The organism is [Actinomadura] parvosata subsp. kistnae (assembly GCF_900323885.1).
GTDB classification, from domain to species: domain Bacteria; phylum Actinomycetota; class Actinomycetes; order Streptosporangiales; family Streptosporangiaceae; genus Nonomuraea; species Nonomuraea composti.
In genome coordinates, this window is record NZ_OOHJ01000005.1 from 407,408 (window position 1) to 426,249 (window position 18,842).

15 protein-coding genes are annotated in these 18,842 nt (G+C 72.3%); 13 read left to right on the forward strand and 2 right to left on the reverse strand.

Translation table 11 applies throughout. The features are described 5' to 3' along the window. The first annotated feature begins 21 nt into the window (after positions 1-21). The 4 genes from KIS93_RS03205 to KIS93_RS03220 all read left to right on the forward strand — a co-directional run bounded on the left by KIS93_RS03205 (position 22) and on the right by KIS93_RS03220 (position 5,708). Positions 22-2,187, forward strand: coding sequence for an alpha/beta hydrolase (locus tag KIS93_RS03205; protein ID WP_080037993.1), 2,166 nt, complete (start codon positions 22-24; stop codon positions 2,185-2,187). A 130-nt stretch (positions 2,188-2,317) separates the two neighbouring features. Then, positions 2,318-3,688, forward strand: a complete 1,371-nt coding sequence (locus KIS93_RS03210) for an extracellular solute-binding protein (protein ID WP_080037994.1) — start codon at positions 2,318-2,320, stop codon at positions 3,686-3,688. Positions 3,689-3,897: 209 nt separating this feature from the next. Next, complete coding sequence (locus tag KIS93_RS03215) at positions 3,898-4,845, forward strand: carbohydrate ABC transporter permease (protein ID WP_080037995.1); 948 nt, start codon at positions 3,898-3,900, stop codon at positions 4,843-4,845. Beyond that, positions 4,845-5,708 carry a carbohydrate ABC transporter permease gene (locus KIS93_RS03220; protein WP_080037996.1) on the forward strand — a complete coding sequence of 288 codons (864 nt, stop codon included), beginning with the start codon at positions 4,845-4,847 and terminating at the stop codon, positions 5,706-5,708. Before KIS93_RS03215 ends, KIS93_RS03220 begins: the two co-directional genes overlap by 1 nt. Positions 5,709-6,137: 429 nt before the next feature. On the opposite strand, the gene KIS93_RS03225 is transcribed toward KIS93_RS03220, so the two are convergent. Further along, positions 6,138-7,418, reverse strand: a complete 1,281-nt coding sequence (locus tag KIS93_RS03225; RefSeq protein ID WP_080037997.1) for a phytase — start codon at positions 7,416-7,418, stop codon at positions 6,138-6,140. A gap of 495 nt (positions 7,419-7,913) precedes the next feature. Further along, positions 7,914-9,089: an ABC transporter substrate-binding protein gene (locus KIS93_RS03230; RefSeq protein WP_080037998.1), complete on the reverse strand. Its 1,176-nt coding sequence runs from the start codon at positions 9,087-9,089 to the stop codon at positions 7,914-7,916. A 218-nt stretch (positions 9,090-9,307) separates the two neighbouring features. Between KIS93_RS03230 and KIS93_RS03235 the strand changes: the two genes are divergently transcribed. The 9 genes from KIS93_RS03235 to KIS93_RS03280 all read left to right on the forward strand — a co-directional run bounded on the left by KIS93_RS03235 (position 9,308) and on the right by KIS93_RS03280 (position 18,765). Further along, a complete protein-coding gene (locus KIS93_RS03235; protein ID WP_222107194.1) occupies positions 9,308-10,399 on the forward strand; it encodes a Gfo/Idh/MocA family protein in 1,092 nt (363 codons plus the stop codon). 98 nt (positions 10,400-10,497) lie between these two features. Next, positions 10,498-11,301 carry a TIM barrel protein gene (locus KIS93_RS03245; RefSeq protein WP_230466095.1) on the forward strand — a complete coding sequence of 268 codons (804 nt, stop codon included), beginning with the start codon at positions 10,498-10,500 and terminating at the stop codon, positions 11,299-11,301. Between the two features lie 134 nt (positions 11,302-11,435). Beyond that, entirely contained in the window at positions 11,436-12,377 is a 942-nt protein-coding gene (gene iolC, locus KIS93_RS03250) for a 5-dehydro-2-deoxygluconokinase (protein ID WP_080046640.1), read from the forward strand. Continuing rightward, positions 12,370-13,344 (forward strand): Cgl0159 family (beta/alpha)8-fold protein, encoded by a 975-nt coding sequence (locus KIS93_RS03255; protein ID WP_230466096.1) that lies wholly within the window; start codon positions 12,370-12,372, stop codon positions 13,342-13,344. Before iolC ends, KIS93_RS03255 begins: the two co-directional genes overlap by 8 nt. Then, the gene (gene iolD / locus KIS93_RS03260) at positions 13,341-15,179 is read left to right on the forward strand and encodes a 3D-(3,5/4)-trihydroxycyclohexane-1,2-dione acylhydrolase (decyclizing) (protein ID WP_080037999.1); all 1,839 of its coding nucleotides are present in this window, start codon (positions 13,341-13,343) and stop codon (positions 15,177-15,179) included. The genes KIS93_RS03255 and iolD overlap by 4 nt, the downstream gene beginning before the upstream one ends. Continuing rightward, positions 15,179-15,850 (forward strand): inorganic phosphate transporter, encoded by a 672-nt coding sequence (locus KIS93_RS03265; RefSeq protein ID WP_186403551.1) that lies wholly within the window; start codon positions 15,179-15,181, stop codon positions 15,848-15,850. The genes iolD and KIS93_RS03265 overlap by 1 nt, the downstream gene beginning before the upstream one ends. After that, positions 15,823-16,158 (forward strand): inorganic phosphate transporter, encoded by a 336-nt coding sequence (locus KIS93_RS03270; protein ID WP_186403552.1) that lies wholly within the window; start codon positions 15,823-15,825, stop codon positions 16,156-16,158. Before KIS93_RS03265 ends, KIS93_RS03270 begins: the two co-directional genes overlap by 28 nt. Beyond that, positions 16,155-16,811, forward strand: coding sequence for a DUF47 domain-containing protein (locus tag KIS93_RS03275; protein ID WP_222107195.1), 657 nt, complete (start codon positions 16,155-16,157; stop codon positions 16,809-16,811). Before KIS93_RS03270 ends, KIS93_RS03275 begins: the two co-directional genes overlap by 4 nt. A gap of 124 nt (positions 16,812-16,935) precedes the next feature. After that, complete coding sequence (locus KIS93_RS03280; RefSeq protein ID WP_080038002.1) at positions 16,936-18,765, forward strand: ABC transporter permease; 1,830 nt, start codon at positions 16,936-16,938, stop codon at positions 18,763-18,765. The last annotated feature ends 77 nt before the right edge of the window (positions 18,766-18,842 follow it).

Sequence of the window (18,842 nt, forward strand, 5' to 3'; positions counted from 1 at the left end):
GCCCGCGAAGGGACTTCAAGCATGCCTTCATCCGGAACCTATCACGGCAGCTCACGCGCCCAGGGCGGGCGCCGCCGGCTCCAGGCGGCCGTCACCGGGGCCGTGCTGATCGCCACCGCGTTAGCCGCGCCGCGCCCGGCCGTGGCCGCGGCCGACACGCCGTGGCTCAACCTCTCCCAGGACGGCTACGCCTCCTTCAGCCTCCCGGCCGCCGCCGTCGAGGCCGGCGTGGGCCAGGTGTCGCAGGTCGTCATCGAGGGCAACTTCGGCCCCTCCGCCACCTGGGCCGAGTACGGCCTGACCCGCCGGGGCGACGTCTGGTCCGGCGTCCTCGGGCCGCTCAAGCCCGGCCTGTACTCGTACCAGGTCACGGGCGATGACACCAAGGGGCTGAAGGACCCGACGAACGGCACCGGCGTGGCCTCCAAGCCGCTGTGGAGCACGTTCTTCGTGCCCGGCGAGTCGGCGCGCCTGCTCGCGGACGTGCCGCAGGGGCAGGGCGGCAAGGTCGAGACCCTGACCTACCGGGCCCAGCAGCAGGAGCGCTCGGCCCTGGTGTGGACCCCGCCCGGTTACGCGCCCAGGGGACCGAAGGCCTACCCCGTGTTGTACCTGCAGCCCGGCGACGGCGGCAGCGCCAGCGACTGGCTCGATCTGGGCCGGGCCAAGCAGATCCTCGACAACCTGGCCGCCCAGAAGGCCATCGAGCCCATGGTCGTCGCGATCAGCGACGCCGGCGGGACCGACGACGACCTGCGCGCGGCGGTCGCCGGCCGCTACCGCGTCCTGCGTGACCCCGCCCACCAGGCCATCGCCGGCATCGGCGCCGGCGGCGCGCAAGCGGTGCGTGCCGCGCTGGCCCGCCCCGAGCGCTTCGCCTACGCCGGCTCGTTCTCCGGCCTTGCGGCCGACGACCCCGGCCGGGCGCTCAACCGGCATCCCAAGCTGCTGCGTCTGTACACGGGCAACGTGACCGACCCGGCCTACAACGCCACGTACAAGCTGACCAAGGCACTCGACCGCGCCCGCGTCGGCTACGAGTTCGACGGCGTCAACCCCGACGCCGGCGGCAACTGGAACGCCTGGCAGGAGAACCTGATCGACTTCCTGCCGCGGCTGTTCCGCAAGGTGCGCGACCACGGCCCGAGCGACGGGCACGGGCCGCTGAAGGGCGAGTTCACCCCGCCCGCGCCCGGCACCACGCCCACCCCGTTCGTGACGAAGGACGGCTTCGTCACCTTCGAGACCACCACCGCCTTCAAGGACGCCCAGCAGGTCAAGGTGTGGGCCAACTGGGCGCCCAACGGAAGCTGGCTGCGCGTGCCGGCGACCCGCGCCGGCGACCGCTGGCGCGTCACCGTCGGCCCGCTCGACCCCTGGTTCTACTACTACCGGTTCATCGTGGACCGCACCTCCGTCAAGGACGCGTCCAACCCGACCAAGGTGACCTCCGAGCCGACCTGGAGCACCTTCATGGTGGACGGGGAGCGCTCCCGCCTGCTCTCCGACGTCCCCGCAGGTCAGGGCGGCAAGGTCGAGAGCATGACGTACCGCAGCACCGTGGCCAACGCGGACCGCACCGCGCTGGTGTGGACGCCGCCCGGCTACGACCCGAACCGGGCCGAGCCGTATCCCGTCTTCTACCTCCAGCACGGCGGCGGCCAGAGCTACACCGACTGGGTCGAGATGGGCCGCGCCAAGCAGATCCTCGATCACCTGTCCCTCGACGGGAAGCTCGAGCCGATGGTCGTCGTCATGGGCAACGGCAACGTGCCCGACTTCAACAAGGAGCTGCTGGAGAACATCGTCCCGGCCGCCCGCTCCCACTACCACGTCTCCTCCGACCCGGCGCGGCAGGCCCTCGCCGGCCTGTCCATGGGCGGCGGCCAGACGTTCGGGGTGCTCAAGGCCTACCCCGGCCGGTTCGCCTACGTCGCGGCGTTCTCCGCCGGGTTCGGCAGCGCCACCGGCGTCGACGCGCAGGCGATCAACAACGGCACCAAGCTGCTGCGCCTGTACGTCGGTGACCAGACCGACTTCGTCTACCCGTCCTTCATGACCTCCCTGACCACCCTCAACACCCTCGGCATCCGCTACGAGTTCGACGGGGTCACCCCCGGGCCGCACGGCTGGGACGTGTGGCAGAAGAACCTCATCGACCTGGCTCCACGCCTGTTCAAGCGCTAGACGCGCACCTGGGAAGGTGCCGGGGGCGGGGCGCGGGTCGTGTCACCCGTGCCCCGTCCCCGGCCCTTCGCTCGCCCCACCAGCGGCGCACCGGCCTTCCGTACGCCGCCACCCCGAAGGAAACATGCCAATGAACAACAAGAGGCTCCTCACCGCGGCGGCCGTGCTCGCCGCCGCGACCACGCTGGCCGCCTGCTCCTCCGGCGGAGGAGGGGGCGGCGGCGGCACCGCGAGCGGCGGCGGCGGTGGCGCGAGCAACTGCACCAACACGATCCCCAAGAAGAACCTGCCGACCGTGACGATGTGGGGCTGGTACCCCAACATGCAGCTCGTCGTCGACAACTTCAACAAGCAGAACGCCGAGGTCCAGGTCTGCTGGACCAACGTCGGCCAGGGCAGCGACGAGTACGACAAGTTCCAGACGGCCATCTCCGCGGGCACCGGCGCGCCCGACGTCATCATGATCGAGATGGACCGCATCCCGACCTTCCAGATCCAGAAGGCGCTCGTCGACATCAAGAAGTTCGGCTTCGACGCCGTCAAGGCCGACTACGGCCCCGGCGCCTGGAAGGACGTCTCCATCGGCGACGCCGTCTACGGCGTCCCCGTCGACGGCGGCCCCATGGCGATGATCTACCGCAAGGACATCTTCGACAAGTACGACATCAAGCCGCCCAAGACCTGGGCCGAGTACGAGCAGGCCGCGCAGAAGATGAAGGACGCCGGCGGCCCCCAGTTCGGCGACTTCGCCGCCAACGTCTCCGCCCTCACCATGGCGCTGCAGATCCAGAAGGGCGCCTCCCCGTTCACCTACGACCCGGCGCAGCAGAGCACCATCGGCATCAAGCTGAACGACCAGGCCTCCAAGGACGTGCTCGACTACTGGGGCAACCTCGCCAAGAAGGGGCTGGTCGGCACCCAGGACCAGTTCACCCCCGAGTACATCTCCGGCGTCATCAACGGCAAGTACGCCACCTACATCTCCGCCGCCTGGGCGCCCGGCTACCTCACCGGCGCCGGCGTCGGCAAGGGCGAGGACACCGGCAAGTTCGCCGTCGCGCCGCTGCCGCAGTGGGACCCCGCCAACCCCGTGCAGGTCAACTGGGGCGGCTCCGCGTTCTCCGTGACGAGCCAGGCCAAGAACCCCGAGCTCGCCGCGAAGGTCGCCTACGGCCTGTACGCCGACAAGGAGTCGCTCACCGACGGCTGGACCAACCAGATCATCTTCCCGCTCAACCTCAAGGCGCTCAACGACCCCGAGTTCATCAACCTCAAGGTCGCCTTCTTCGGCGGGCAGCAGGCGAACAAGGAGGTCTACGTCCCGGCGGCCTCCGCCTACAAGGGCATGACCTACAGCCCGTTCGGCCAGTACTACTTCGACGCCATGACCAAGCAGGTCAGCGCCATCATCGACGGCTCCGTCACCGGCGCGCAGGCCGCCGACAAGCTCCAGGAGGACGTGGCGGCCTACGCCAAGGAGCAAGGCTTCACCGTCCAGTGACAACGTGAGGCTTCACCGTCCCGTGACAACGTGAGGCTTCAGCGTCCAGTGACGACGCGAGGCTTCACCGTCCCGTGACGACGCGGAGCCTCACCGTCCAGCGACGACGCGAAGCTTCACTCTCCCGTGACGACGCGCGTGGACCGGGCGGGGCCGCCCGGTTCACCCGCAAGCAGGCCCTCAGCACCCATCCTCCCCGGAGCCCAACGATGACCCTCCTGACCACCGACACCAAGAGCGCGCCACGCGCCCGAGACAAGACCCCCGACCGGCGCGGCAAGGTCCGCCTGCGCGAGCACGTGATGGGCTGGCTGTTCGTCGGGCCGTTCGGGATCGTCTTCCTCGCGCTGCTCATCGCGCCGCTCGCCTACGCGCTCTACCTGAGCCTCTTCCAGAAGAAGCTCATCGGCGGGACCAGCTTCGTCCTGTTCGACAACTACGTGAAGGCGTTCACCGACCCGAGCTTCCTGTCCGGGTCGTGGTTCGTCATCCGCTTCTCGCTCGTCTCCATCCCGCTGCAGATCATCGTCGCCCTCGCGATGGCCCTGATCCTCGACACGGTGACGTCCCTGTTCACCCGCTTCTCCCGGCTGATGATCTTCCTGCCGTACGCGATCCCCACCGTCATCGGCGCCGTCATGTGGGGCTTCCTCTACAGCAAGAGCTTCGGCCCCCTGACGGACCTCTTCGGCCTGTTCGGCGCCACCCCGCCCGACTTCCTCAGCGGCAACCTCATCTTCTACGGCCTCGTCAACGTCGTCACCTGGCAGTGGGCCGGCTACTACATGATCATCCTGTACGCGGCGCTCCAGGGCATCGACCCCGCACTCTACGAAGCCGCCCGCATGGACGGCGCCGGCCGATGGCAGATCGCCCTCCGCATCAAGATCCCCCTCATCGCCCCCGCGCTGCTCCTCATCCTCGTCTTCTCCCTCATCGGCACCCTGCAGTTCTTCAACGAGCCGCAGATCCTGCGCTCACTCGCCGCCGGCACCATCGGCCCCGACTTCACCCCCAACATGTACGCCTACCAGCAGGCCTTCGCCCTCGCCAACTTCAACTACGGATCGGCGATCTCCTTCGCGCTCGGCGGCATCGTCTTCGTCGGCGTCTACGCCTTCCTCTTCCTCACCCGCAAGCGGAGGACCTTCCTGTGATGCGCGCCCGCCCCCGCCCACAACGCCACCTCCCCCTCCAGGTGCTCCTCGGCTTCCTCGTCGTCTACTTCCTCGTGCCGTTCTGGTGGGTCATCGTCAACAGCTCCAAGGACGCCCCCGGCCTCTTCGGCGGCGGCAACACCCTCTGGTTCGCCGACACCATCGACTACCTCGGCAACCTCCAGCAGCTGTTCACCTACGACAACGGCATCTACGGCCGCTGGATACTCAACTCCACCCTCTACGCCCTCGCCGGCGGCATCGGCGCCACCGTCCTCGCCGTCATGGCCGGCTACGGCTTCGCCAAATACCGCTTCGCCGGCCGCCGCTTCAGCTTCGCCCTCGTGCTCGGCGCCCTCATGGTGCCCGCCACCGCCCTCGTCATCCCCACCTTCATGATGTTCTCCGAGTTCGGCCTCACCAACACCATCTGGGCCGTCATCCTGCCGTCCCTCCTCAACCCCTTCGGGGTCTACCTCATGCACGTGTACGCCCGGGACGCCGTCCCCGACGAGATCCTCGACGCGGCCCGAGCCGACGGCGCCGGCGAGATCCGCACCTTCCTCCAGGTCGCCTTCCCCCTGATGCGCCCCGCCGTCGTCACCGTCCTGCTCCTGTCGGCCGTCGCCTCCTGGAACAACTACTTCCTCCCCCTCGCCATGCTCTCCGACAACCGGCTCTTCCCAGTCACGGTGGGGCTGGGGGTGTGGCAGGGCATCGCCTCGGCCAACAACGCGGGCAGCACGTCGCTGTGGAGCCTGATCATCATGGGGGCGCTGGTGTCGGTGGTGCCGCTCGTCATCGCCTTCTTCACCCTGCAACGCCACTGGCGCGGCGGCCTCTCGGTCGGCGGCCTCCGCTAACCGCGCCCCGCGCCCCGGCGCCCGCCTCACGCGCCGCTCGGGGCGTCGGGCCCGTGCGCCCGCTCCGTGCGCCCGCTCGGTGCGCCCGGCTCGCCCCCGCCGGGCCCGGTCCGCGCGGCCCGCGCCCCGGTGCACGCCGCGCCCGGCTCGCACTCGGTGCGGGCCGCACCCGCGCGCGGTGCGGGCTGTGCCTGCCCTATACGTGCGGGCGGTGCGCTGGCGTGCTCTCGGCGTTGTGCCTGGTCGCGGTGGTGCTCAGCGCTGCTGCCTTCGCCCGAGCTGCCCGCGCCGCGCCCGGCTCCCGCCCGGTCCGCGTTCGCCGAGGCCCGGCTCGTCCTCGTGCGGTCGAAAGCGGGCGCGGGGCCGTGGGAGGTGAAAGGCCGGCCACCGGTTGCGGCGGGTGCGCGGGTGGTGGCCGGCCGGATGACGTTAGTCGCGGGGGTTCCAGCCGTCGGTGTCCACGGCGAGGTCGAGGTCGTCGGCGATGTCGTCCCAGTCGACGAACTTGAAGTTGGTGTTCTCCCGATCCGGCACCTCAGGCGTGTTGGCGCCGTCGTGGGCGATGAACATGCCGTGGTCGAAGTCCCCGAGCGGGACGTTGATCACGGCGGAGCCGTCGCTGTGCTCGACCCCGTCGAGCCCGTTGCCGTCCGCGACGCGGAACTGGCCGACGTAGGCGTTGCCGGGTTCGCGGCGGTAGACGGCGAAGGTGTTGTCGCCCTGGCTGGAGGCGAGCAGGTAGCCCTTGCCGTTCTCGCGGTAGTAGATGGTCAGGCCCTCGGCGTCGGCCGACAGGTGGGTGCCGCCGTAGCCGGGGTCGGCGCCGGGGGTGCACTCCTCGGTGGCGGGGTCGTAGGTGCCGGGGACGCCGTACTCCTTGACCTTGTCGACCAGGACGGGCGTGCCGGTGAGGTCGGCGCGGACGCGCCAGATGCCCACGTCCTCCTGGGCGGCGTAGAGGACGTCGCGCTGCTGGTCGACGACCATGCCCTCGACCTGGGCGAGCTCGTCGGGCTCCATGCAGGGGGCCCAGGTGGTGCCGTTGGGGAGGGTGAAGGAGGCGGGCAGGTCGAGGGCGCGGACCTTCTGGTAGCCGACCTTGCCGCCGGCGGTGGCGACCAGCTTGAACAGGCCGATGGAGGTCTTGTGGCGGCGGCTCACGAGGGCGTACGTGCCGGTGGCGTCCTTCCAGGTGGTGAGGCCGTAGCCGGTCTCCTGGTCGTTGACCTGCGCCTGCGTGGTGTTGAACAGGAACGGCACGGCGGGGTCGGTGACGTCGGTGAGGTGGCCGTCGCGGATGGCGTAGAAGCGGAGCTGGTCGCGGCCCCGGTCGGAGACGACGGCCAGGTCCTTGCCGGCGAAGCCGTAGGTGGTGTCGACGTTGTTGAAGCGGCCGTTCTCGTCGTCGGGGCCGGGGGCGGCGGGGGCGTCGAAGTGCTGGAGCTGCTGCCCGTCGAGGTCGTAGACGTTGAGGCCGCCTTCCTTGGCGGTGGTGACGATGACGCTGTCCTCGTCGTCGTCCGGGTCGACCCAGATCGCCGGGTCGTCGCCGTTGGCGTTGCCGCCGGCCTCGTCGTCGAACAGGGCGGGGGTCTCGACCTGCGGGTCGACGGACGCGACCGTGTTGGCGGAGGCGGCGGTGGGTGCGGTTAAGCCTCCCATGAGGAGGGTGGCGAGGGCGGTCAGCAGGACGGGGTGGGGGCGACGCATCGTACTCCTTGTGCAGTGGGTGATCGTGTGGTGCAGAGGAGAAGACATTGTCATGTCAGGACATGAACGGACATGAAACGGCGCGGCTCTCCCGAAGGAACCGCACGCCGCGAAAGGTGACGGCGCCAAGGTCTCCACGCCGCCATGGTGCGGGGGCGCAGAACTCCGCGCCGCCGTGGTGCCGATGTTGAACGGGCTGCGCGCCGTTGTGCCATGAGGCCTCGGGGCCGTGCCGCGGTGGCACCATGGCGCCGGCGTTCAAAGGGCGCGCGTCGCTGCAGCGCTGGGCGAAGTGGCCCCGCACGCCGATCTGACGCCGGACGTGCAGGCCGCCCACAGCCGGGGTGCCGGCGGCCGAGATGTCGGCCTGGTGCCGGGGTTATGTCGGGTGGTGTGGGCGTTCGCAATGCGCGTCGCCGTGGCGGCGGGTGAAGTGGCCGGGCGCCGCCGTGACGGCCGGCGCGCACAGGTCGTACGCCCGAGGGGTGCGAACGCTCAGCGGTGGTTGACGCGCCAGAAGTCGGAGGCGACCTGCCGGTTCTGCAGGTCCGAGACCAGAGCCTTCGGGTCGGTGTGGAAGAGCTGGCCCTTCCAGTCGGCCAGGCCGGCGGGGGTGACCCGGGGCTGGACGGTGCTGTTGCCGGAGATGCCGCCCTCGCCGATCTCGTGCTTGACGCCCTCCTCGGTCATGATGAAGCGGGCGTACAGCTTGGCCGCGTTCGGGTGCTTCGACTTGGTGGCGACGGCGACGTACTTGGGGTAGCTGAAGCCGGTGAAGGGGGTCATGCCGGCGCAGGCGGCCTGGGTGTAGCCCTTGTCCTCGTTGTTGCGGAACTTGGAGATCGACATGAAGCCGATCTTCTTGTCGGTGGCGCCGGGCGCGCCGACGGCGCCGGAGATGTCCTCGTCGGAGCCGGTCAGGACGGGTTTGTTGGCCGCCAGGCGCTTGATCCACTCGTAGGCGGCGCTCTTCTCCTCGGTCTTGAGCGGTTCGCCGTACTTGGCCTGGTACGCCTGCTCCAGCGCCTGGTTGCCGTGCGCGTCGAGCTGGGTGAAGAAGGACAGGACGGTCGGCTTGCCGAGCGGGTCCTGCATGACGAGCTTGCCGGACCAGGCGGGCTCGGTGAGCTCCCAGATGTTCTTGATCGGGCAGCCGCCGGGCGACAGCTTGGTGTTGTAGGCGAAGACGGTGGCCTTGGACAGGGCGCGCAGCGGGTTGCGGTCCTCGGGCAGGATCTGGTCCTGGAGGTCGGCGGGCACCCACGTCTGGACGATGCCCTGCGGGATGAGCTGCCCCATCAGCACGCCGCCGTCCTCGTACATGGCGGCGTCGATGGTGACGTTGTCGGCCGCGTGCTCGCGGGTCATCTTCTCGGCCGTCTGCGGGGTGTCGGACTTCACGCCTTCCATGGCGATGCCGTACTTCGCGGTGAAGGCCGCGGCCACCTCCTCGATGTCGCCGCTGGAGTCGTAGACGAGCAGGCTGCCTTCCTTCTTGGCCGCCGCGACCAGCGCGTTCAGGTCGAAGTCGGCGTCGACGGAGGCCGCGGGCAGCGGCTTGCCGGCCGCCTGCGCGCCGCCAGGCTGGCCGGCCTGGCCGGCGGTGGACGGTGCGCATGCGGCCAGGGCCAGCAGGGCCGCAACAGGGACGATCTTCTTCGTACGCCGCATGGTGGCGGTACTCCTCGTGACTCGCAGTGCCGTACGCGCCGCCCTCCGCCCCGATCGGCGCCGCGGTGGGCTCCACGATGAACGGGAGATTAATAAGTTGTCAAGACATACTCATGTCAGTGATGAGGTGACGTGTCTATTCGTCGTTATGTCAGGACAAACTATTGACGTTCACTTTCCGTTCATCTACAACTGGAGCCTCTGAGCGAGGAGGCGGCATGCGTGTGGGCTTGATGGGCCTGGGACGGATCGGGCGGTTTCATGCGGGAACGTTACCCAGGCTGGCCGGCGAGCTGATCGTGGCCGACGCCGACCGGCGCCTGGCCGAGGAGGTGGCCGCCGAGACCGGCGCCGTGGTGGGAGACCCGTGGAGCGCGGACGCCGTGGTGATCGCGACCCCGACCTCCACCCACGCCGAGCTGCTCCTGCGGGCCTGCGAGCAGCGGATCCCCGTCTTCTGCGAGAAGCCCGCGGCGCCCGGCGTGGCCGAGACCAAGCGGGTGGCCGAGGCGGCCGACCGCAGCGGGACCCTCGTGCACATCGGCTTCCAGCGGCGCTTCGACCCCGGGTTCGCCGCGGCCCGGCAGGCGCTGCTCGGCGGCGCGCTGGGCGAGCTGCACCGCGTCCACCTCCTGACCGGTGACCCGCGCCCGCCGGCGCCGGAGTACGTCCCCCTCTCGGGCGGCATCTTCCGCGACTGCCACATCCACGACTTCGACATCCTGCGCTGGGTGACCGGGCTGGAGGCCGAGACCGTCTACGCCGCCGGCGCCAACCGGGGCGAGGCGTTCTTCGCGGCGGCCGGGGACGTCGACACCAGCGCCGCGCTGATCACCATGGCCGACGGCACGCTCGTCACCCTCCAGGGCTCCCGCTACAACGGCGCCGGCTACGACGTGCGGATGGAGCTGGCCGGCACCCGGGCCACCTGGGCGGCCGGCCTGGGCCCGCGAACGCCCCTGCACCGCGCCGACGCCGGCGCCGACGAGGGAGCCGACGGCAGGGCCGCGAACGGGGCCGACGCCACATCCGACGGCAGGGCCGTCAACGGGGCCGTCAACAGGGCCGGCAACAGGGCCGGCAACAGGGCCGATGACGGTGCCTCCTCCGAGGGGCCGTGGCCGGACTTCCAGGCCAGGTTCGCCGCCGCGTACACGGCCGAGATCGAGGCGTTCCTGGCTGCCGCGCGCGGCGAGCGCGGCAGCCCGTGCACCGCCGGCGACGCGCTGGCCGCGCTGTACCTGGCGGAGGCGGCCGACCTGTCCCGCCGCGAGGGACGCCCGGTCCAGCTGGCGGAGGTGACCAAGTGAGCGGCGCAGATCGCGGAGGCCCGCACGTGGGCGGCCCAGATCGCGGAGGCGATCACCTGAGGACGGCTGCCGCGCCCATCTCGTGGGGTGTGTGCGAGGTGCCGGGCTGGGGATACCAGCTCGACCCGGAGCGGGTCCTGGGGGAGATGGCCGAGCTCGGTCTGGACGCCACCGAGCTCGGGCCGGACGGGTTCCTGCCGCCCGCCGCCGACGAGCGCTCGCGCCTGCTCGACCGCTACGGCCTGCGGGTCGTCGGCGGGTTCGTGCCCGTCGTGCTGCACGACCCGGACCACGACCCGCTGCCGGGCGTGCGCGCCCTGCTCGGCTCGTTCGAGGAGGAGGCGGTGGTCGTGCTGGCGGCGGCCACCGGCGCGGCGGGCTACGACGCCCGGCCCGCGCTCGACGCCCGCGGCTGGCGGACGCTGCTCGCCAACCTCGACCGCATCGCCGGCGCCCTCCGCCACCCGGTGGCGCTGCACCCGCACGTCGGCACCATGGTCGAGACCGCCGAAGAGGTGGACAGGGTGCTCGACGGCAGCGCCGTCCCGCTGTGCCTCGACACCGGCCACCTCCTCGTCGGCGGCGCCGACCCGGTGGCGCTCGCGTCCCGCGCCGCCGGGCGGATCGCCCACGTCCACCTCAAGGACGTCGACGCCACGCTGGCCGAACGGGTGAGGGGCGGCGCGATGAGCTACACCGAGGGGGTGCGCGCCGGGATGTACCGGCCGCTGGGCCGGGGCGACGTGGACGTCAAGGCCATCGTCACCAGCCTGACCGCCGCCGGCTACACCGGCTGGTACGTCATGGAGCAGGACGTCGTCCTGGACGCCGAGCCGCCCGCCGGCGCCGGCCCGATCGGCGAGGTACGCGAGAGCCTGTCCTTCCTGCGGAGCCTCGCGTGAACGAAGAGCCGAACGCGGAGCGGGCCGGCGCCGAAGCGCCGGTCACGGGACGCGCTGGTGCCGGAGCGCCGATCACGCGGCCGGCCGGCGCCGACGCGCCGACCACGGGGCGGGCCGGTGCCGAAGTGCTGACCATGGGGCGGGCCGGGGTCGACCTCTACCCCCTCCAGACCGGGGTCCCGCTCGACGAGGTGGAGACGTTCGGCCGGTATCTGGGCGGCAGCCCCACCAACGTGGCCGTCGCCGCCGCCCGGCTGGGCCGCACCGCCGCCGTGATCACCAGGACGGGGAAGGACCCGTTCGGCGCGTTCGTCCGGCGGGCGCTGCGCGGCTACGGCGTGGACGACCGGCACGTGACCGCCGTCCCCGGGCTGCCGACCCCGCTGACGTTCTGCGAGATCCGGCCGCCGGAGGACTTCCCGCTGTTCTTCTACCGCCTGCCGAAGGCCCCCGACCTGGAGATCCGCCCGGACGAGCTCGACCTGGACGCCATCGCCCGCGCCCCGCTGTTCTGGGCGACGCTGACCGGGCTGTCGCAGGAGCCCTCCCGGCAGGCGCACTTCGCCGCGTGGCGGGCGCGGGGCCGCAGGCCGTACACGGTGCTGGACCTGGACTACCGGCCGATGTTCTGGACGGACCCGCGGCAGGCGGCCGAGCAGGCCAGGCGGGCGGTCGGGCACGCCACCGTCGTGGTGGGCAACGTGGACGAGGCCGAGGTGGCCACCGGCGTCCGCGAGCCGCGCCGCGCCGGTGAGGCGCTGCTGGCGGCCGGGGTGGAGCTGGCGATCGTCAAGCGCGGCTCCGCCGGGGTGCTGGCGATGACCGCGCGGGAGTGCGTCGAGGTGCCCGCCGTGCCGGTCGAGGTCGTCAACGGCCTCGGCGCCGGTGACGCCTTCGGCGGTGCTCTGTGCCACGGCCTGCTGTCGGGCTGGCCGCTCGAACGTACGGTGCGCTTCGCCAACGCGGCGGGCGCCATCGTCGCCGGCCGCCTGGCCTGCGCGCCCGCGATGCCCACGGCCGGCGAGATCGACGCCCTGCTGACCAGCCGCGACGCCGAGGAGGCCGCGCATGCTTGACGACTCCCCCAAGTGCACGCTCACCAGGCGCCTGCCCGAGGACGCCTTCCACCGGCTGCGCGAGGATCGTGCCCGCTTCCCGGAGCGCGTGGTCCAGATGGCCGCCGGGCGGCGGCGCCGGCCCGTGCTGGCCGGACGCGACCAGCTGCTGATCATCGCCGCCGACCATCCGGCCCGCGGCGCGCTCGGCGCCGGTGACCGGCCGGCGGCGATGGAGAGCCGGCTCGACCTGCTCGACCGCCTGATGACCGCGCTGGCCAGGCCCGGCGTGGACGGGCTGCTGGCCACTCCGGACATCGTCGAGGATCTGCTGCTCCTCGGAGCCCTCGACGACAAGCTCGTCATCGGCTCGATGAACCGGGGCGGCGTGCAGGGCTCGGTCTTCGAGTTCGACGACCGGTTCACCGCCTACACCGCCGACTCGATCGCCGGGATGGGGCTGGACGGCGGCAAGATGTTGTGCAGGATCGCGCCGGAGGACTCCGCGACCGTGGCCACGCTGGAGCGGTGCGGGCAGGCCGTGTCGAGCCTGGCGGGGCACAGCCTCATGGCGATGATCGAGCCCTTCTGGTCCCGGCACGTGGGCGGCTCGGTCAAGCATGATCTGTCGGCGGCGGCGATGGTGCGGGCGATCAGCGTGGTGCAGGCGCTTGGCACGACCTCCGCCCGTACGTGGCTGAAGATCCCCGTGGTGGCGGACATGGAGCGGGTGATGGCGGCCACCACGCTGCCGACCCTGCTGCTCGGCGGCGACCCCGGGCAGGCGGCGGACGAGGCGTTCGCCGCGTGGGGGAAGGCGCTGCGGCTGCCGGGCGTGCGCGGCCTGGTGGTCGGCCGGGCCCTGCTGTACCCGCCGGGCGACGACGTGGCGGCGGCGGTGGACGCGGCGGCGAGCCTGCTGCACCAGGCGCCCCTCTCGAACGCGGCGGTCCTGGACCAGGCACCGGACGCGGGGGAGCGCCGATGAGGCTCACCACGGCTCAGGCGCTCGTCCGCTTCCTCGCCGCCCAGTGGACCGAGCGCGACGGCACCGAGCAGCGCCTGATCGAGGGCTGCTTCGGCATCTTCGGCCACGGCAACGTGGCCGGGATCGGGCAGGCGCTGGCCGAGCAGGGCGCCGGGCTGCACGACCCGCTGCCCTACTACCTGGCCCGCAACGAGCAGGCGATGGTGCACACGGCGGTCGCCTACGCCCGCACCCGCGACCGCCTCTCGGCCTTCGCCTGCACCACGTCGATCGGCCCCGGCGCCACGAACCTGGTCACCGGCGCGGCCCTGGCGACGATCAACCGGCTGCCGGTGCTGCTCCTGCCGGGGGACGTCTTCGCCACCCGCGCCGCCGGCACCGTCCTGCAGGAGCTGGAGGACCCGCGCTCCCACGACGTCACCGTGAACGACTGCCTGCGCCCGGTCTCCCGCTTCTTCGACCGGATCGACCGCCCCGAGCAGCTGCCCGCCGCGCTGATGGCGGCGATGCGGGTGCTGAGCGACCCGGCGGAGACGGGCGCGGTCACGCTGGCGCTGCCGCAGGACGTGCAGGCCGAGGCGGCCGACTGGCCGGAGGAGCTGTTCGCGCGGCGGGTCTGGCACGTGGCCAGGCCGGTGCCGGAGCCGGCCGCGCTGGAGCGGGCGAACGCGCTGCTGCGCGGCTCGCGCCGGCCGCTGATCGTCGCCGGTGGCGGGGTGAAGTACAGCGGCGCCTGCGCCGACCTGCCGGCCTTCGCCGAACGGCACGGCATCCCGGTGGCGGAGACGCAGGCGGGCAAGGGCGCCATGCCGTACGACCACCCGTGCGCCGTGGGCGCGATCGGGCACACGGGGACGGCCGCCGCCGTCGCGCTGGCCCGCGAAGCGGACCTGGTCATCGGCGTCGGCACCCGGTACACGGACTTCACCACGGCCTCGCGCACGCTGTTCGGCCGCGCGCGCTTCCTCAACGTCAACGTGGCCGCCTTCGACGCGGCCAAGCACGCGGGCGAGATGCTGGTCGCCGACGCCCGGCAGGCGCTGCGGGCGCTCGGCCCGGACGGCTGGCGCGCCGATCCGGAGTGGAGCGGGCGGGCCGCGAGCCTGTCCCGGAGCTGGCAGGAGGTCGCCGCCCGCGCCTACGCGGGGGAGGAGCTGACCCAGCCGGTGCTGCTCGGCCTGGTCAACGAGGCGGCGCGCGGCGGCGTCGTGGTCAACGCGGCCGGCTCGATGCCGGGCGACCTGCACCGCCTCTGGCGGGCCGATCACCCGGCGCAGTACCACGTCGAGTACGGCTACTCCTGCATGGGCTACGAGATCGCCGGCGGGCTCGGGGTGAAGCTGGCGGTGCCGGAGCGCGAGGTGTTCGTGCTGGTCGGCGACGGCTCGTACCTGATGATGGCGCAGGAGCTGGCGACGGCGGTGCAGGAGGGCGTCAAGCTCGTCGTGGTCCTGGTCGACAACGGCGGGTTCGCCTCGATCGGCGCGCTGTCGGAGGCGGTCGGCGCGGCCCGGCTGGGCACCGCCTACCGGGCGCGCGGCGGCTCCGGGCACCTCGACGGGGACCCGCTGCCGACCGACCTGGCGCTGAACGCGGCCAGCCTCGGCGCCGACGTGCTGACGGCCGGCGACCCGGACGCGTTCAGGCAGGCGCTGGAGAAGGCGGTGGCCGCCACCAGGACCACCGTGATCCACGCCAGGACCGTCCCCGGCGGCGGCCCCGAGGCGCAGGCGTGGTGGGACGTGCCGGTCGCCGAGGTGTCGGGGCGGGCCGAGGTCAGGCAGGCCAGGGCGCGGTACGAGGCGGCCAGGCGCGACCAGCGGCCGTACCTGTGATGGGGTGGACCCTCGCCTTCGCCGGCACCGCCGTGCTGTTCGTGCTGGTCACCGGGGCGAATGACGGGGCGGCGCTGATCGGGCTCGGCCTGCGCTTCCCGAAGGCGCCCGGGTGGCTGGCCGTCGCGCTGCCCGCCGCGGCGCTGATCGGCGTGCCGTACGTGCTGGGCGTCGCGGTGGCGGCCACGTTCACCGAGCGGCTGGCGGGGCTCGGCAGCGAAGGGGGCGCGGCGGCGTTCCTGGCGGGCGTGGTGATCGCGGTCGGCGTGGTCGCGGTGCTGGCCGGGCGCGGGCTGCCGACGAGCCTGACGCTGGCGGTCGTCGGCGGCATCACCGGCGCCGGGTTCGGGGCCGGGCTGCCCGTGTCGGCGGCCGGGCTCGGCACGGTGCTGGCGGTCGGCGCGCTGGCCCCGCTCGCCGGCGTCCTGCTCGGCTACCTGCTCGCCGCGTGCTCCCGCCGGGTGCCCAGCCACGGCCGCATGCCGCGGCTCGTGCTCGCCGCCCACCTGCTCGCCTACACCGCGCAGTGCGTCGCCTACGCCGTCAACGACGGGCAGAAGATGGTCGCCGTCGTCAGCGTGGCGCTGGAGGTGGGGCGGCACGGGGTCGGCGGCATCGGGCCGTCAGCGTCGGCCCGGCCTGGATGGCGCTGCTCGTCCTGGTGTTCCTGACCGGCGCGCTGACCAGCCTGCCCACGGTGGGCGCCCGGCTCGGCCGCGGCCTCGTCCTGGCCAGACCGCTGTACGTGGTGTCGGCCGAGACCGCCGCCGCCGGGGCCGTCCTCGGCAGCTCCGTCCTCGGCGCGCCGGTGAGCATGACCCAGTCCGTCACGGCGGGCGTCGTCGGCGCCGCCGCCAGCGAGGGAAGCAGGAGGGTGCGATGGCAGGGCGTGGCGAACATGGGGACGGCCTGGCTGGTCACGCTGCCGTCGTCGATGGCCCTGGGCTGCCTGGCCGGCCTCGCGGTGAGATGGCTGTGAACCGGCCAGGACGGCGGCGGCGCGGGCTCGCGCGGGCGTGGGACGACCTGCGCGGCAGATCGTCCCGGCGCGTCGTCGGCCTGGTCAGGGCGCAGATCGCGGTCGCCAGAGCGGGCGCCGAGCTGGCGGGCCAGATGGCCGGCGGGCACGACCGCTCGCTGGCCCGCGCCCGCATGGCCGAGATCGAGCACCAGGGCGACGCGGCGCGCGCCGAGCTGGTGACGCTGCTGCGGCGGGTCCTGGTGACGCCCATCGACCGGGAGGACCTGTTCCGCCTGTCCCGCTCCATCGACGACGTGCTCGACCAGCTGCGCGACTACGTCCGCGAGGCCGACCTCTTCGGCCCCGGCGACCTCGGCTTCGCCACCGAGCTGCTCCAGGCGCTCACCAAGGGCCTGGACGAGCTCGAACGCGCCGTGCAGCACATGATCGACGAGCCCGGCTCCGTCACCGAGGCGGTGCTGGCCACCCGCAAGGCCAGGACCCGCATGCGGCAGCTGCGCCAGAGCCGGCTCGGCGAGCTGTTCACCGGCACGCTGGACATGGACACGCTGCGCCGCCGCGAGCTGCTCTCCCGCCTCGACGCCGTCGGCCAGCGCCTCGGCGAGGCCGCCGACGCGCTGGCCGACGCGATGCTCAAACGAAGCCACTAGAGCCGGCCGCGGCTCGGACGAAGCCACTAGAGCCGGCCGCGGCTCGAACGAAGCCACTAGAGCCGGCCGCGGCTCGGACGAAGCCACTGAAGCTCCCATGAGACCCCCCGAAGGAAACGCATCCATGGCTGTTCGCACCAAGGCGGCGCCACCGCCCCCACCGCCGCTGAGACGCCGCAGGCTGCTCTACCGCCTGCGCGTCCTGCGCCACGACCCGACCGCCGTGCTGGGCCTGATCCTGGTCGGCGTGCTGGCCTACCTGGTCGTCGCCCCGCTCGTCGCGGTGCTGTCCGACGCCTTCCGCCTGCAGTACGGCGACGAGGTGCACGCCGGGCAGCAGCCGGGTGAGTGGACCGGCTACTACCTGTGGCGGGTGTTCCGCTCGCAGGTCAGCGGCCTGCTGTTCTACGAGCCGCTGCTCAACACGCTGGTCGTCTCGCTCGGCACGGTGCTGTTCGCGCTGGTCGTGGGCGGCGGCATGGCGTGGATGGTGACCCGCACCAACGTGCCGGGGCGCAGGTGGCTGGCGGGGGCGCTCGTGGTGCCGTACATGCTGCCCTCGTGGACGTTCTCGCTGGCCTGGCTGACCCTGTTCAAGAACGACCGGGCCGGCGGGCAGGTCGGCGTGCTCCAGGCGCAGGGCATTCGGACGCCCGACTGGCTGGCGTACGGGCCGCTGCCGATCGTCGTGACGCTCGGCCTGCACTACTACCCGTTCGTGTTCCTGCTGGTCGGCAACGCGCTGCGGCGGATCGACGCGCAGCTTGAGGACTCGGCCCGCATCCTGGGCGCGCCCCGGCGGGTGGTGGTGCGCAGGATCGTGGCGCCGCTCATGCTGCCGGCGCTGTCGTCGGCGGTGCTGCTGGTCGTGGGCCGGGTGCTCGGCACGTTCGGCACGCCGTACGTGCTGGGCCTGCCGGCCGACTACCGGGTCCTGTCGACCGGGCTCTACCAGGCGATCCGCGACCGCAGCACGGGCGTGGCCTCGGTGCTGACCGCCGTCATCGTGATCATCGGCGTGCTGATCGTCTTCTGCGACGCCCGGCTGCTGCGCGAGCACCGCCGCTTCGTCACCGTGGGCGGCAAGGGCGCCATGGACCGGCTCTCCGACCTGCGCACCTGGCGGTGGCCGGCGTTCGCGCTGGGCGCGGTGATCTTCGTGGTGAGCGTCGTGGTGCCGGTGCTGACGCTGCTGCTGTCGTCCCTCACCCGCACGCCCATGGACCTGTCGACGCTGACGCTGAGCTACTGGTTCGCCGACAGCCTCCCGGGCGCGGTCGGGTTCCCGCACGGGATCTTCCGCGGCTCCGAGCTGTGGACCGCGGCCTGGAACTCGCTGCGCATCGTCGGGCTCGCCTCGGTGATCTGCGCGGTCGCCGGCCTGCTCATCGGGTACGTGGTGGTGCGCGGCTCGGCGCCGAGGATCGCCGCCTTCCTGCGGCAGGTGTCGTTCCTGCCGTACCTCATCCCGGGCATCGCGTTCGCGGCGGCGTCGCTGTCGCTGTTCGCGGTGGCGCGCGGCCCGGTGCCCGCGCTCTACGGCACCACGTTCCTGCTCATCCTGGTCATGGCCGTGACCCACCTGCCCTACAGCTCCCGCTCGGGCATCGCGGCGATGACGCAGCTCGGCCGCGACCCGGAGGAGGCCGCGCAGATCGCCGGCGCTAACTGGTGGCAGCGCATGCGGCGGATCGTCTTCCCCATCCAGAAGGGGGCGCTCGTCACCGGGATCGTGCTGCCGTTCATCTCCGGGCTCAAGGAGCTGAGCATCGTGGTCATGCTGACCACGACCGGCACCGAACTGCTCACCACCCTGTCGATCGGCCTGGTCGACTACGGCTACACCCAGCTCGCCAACGCGGTCGTCCTCGTGATCGCGCTGGTCTCGTTCACCATGACCTACCTGACGCAGCGGCTCACCAAGAGCAGCCTCGCGTCCGGCCTGGGAGGATAGATGCCTGCGATCGAACTGAGCGGCGTCGCCAAGAGCTACGGCGGCGGCGACCACGCGGTCAGGAACCTCGACCTCGT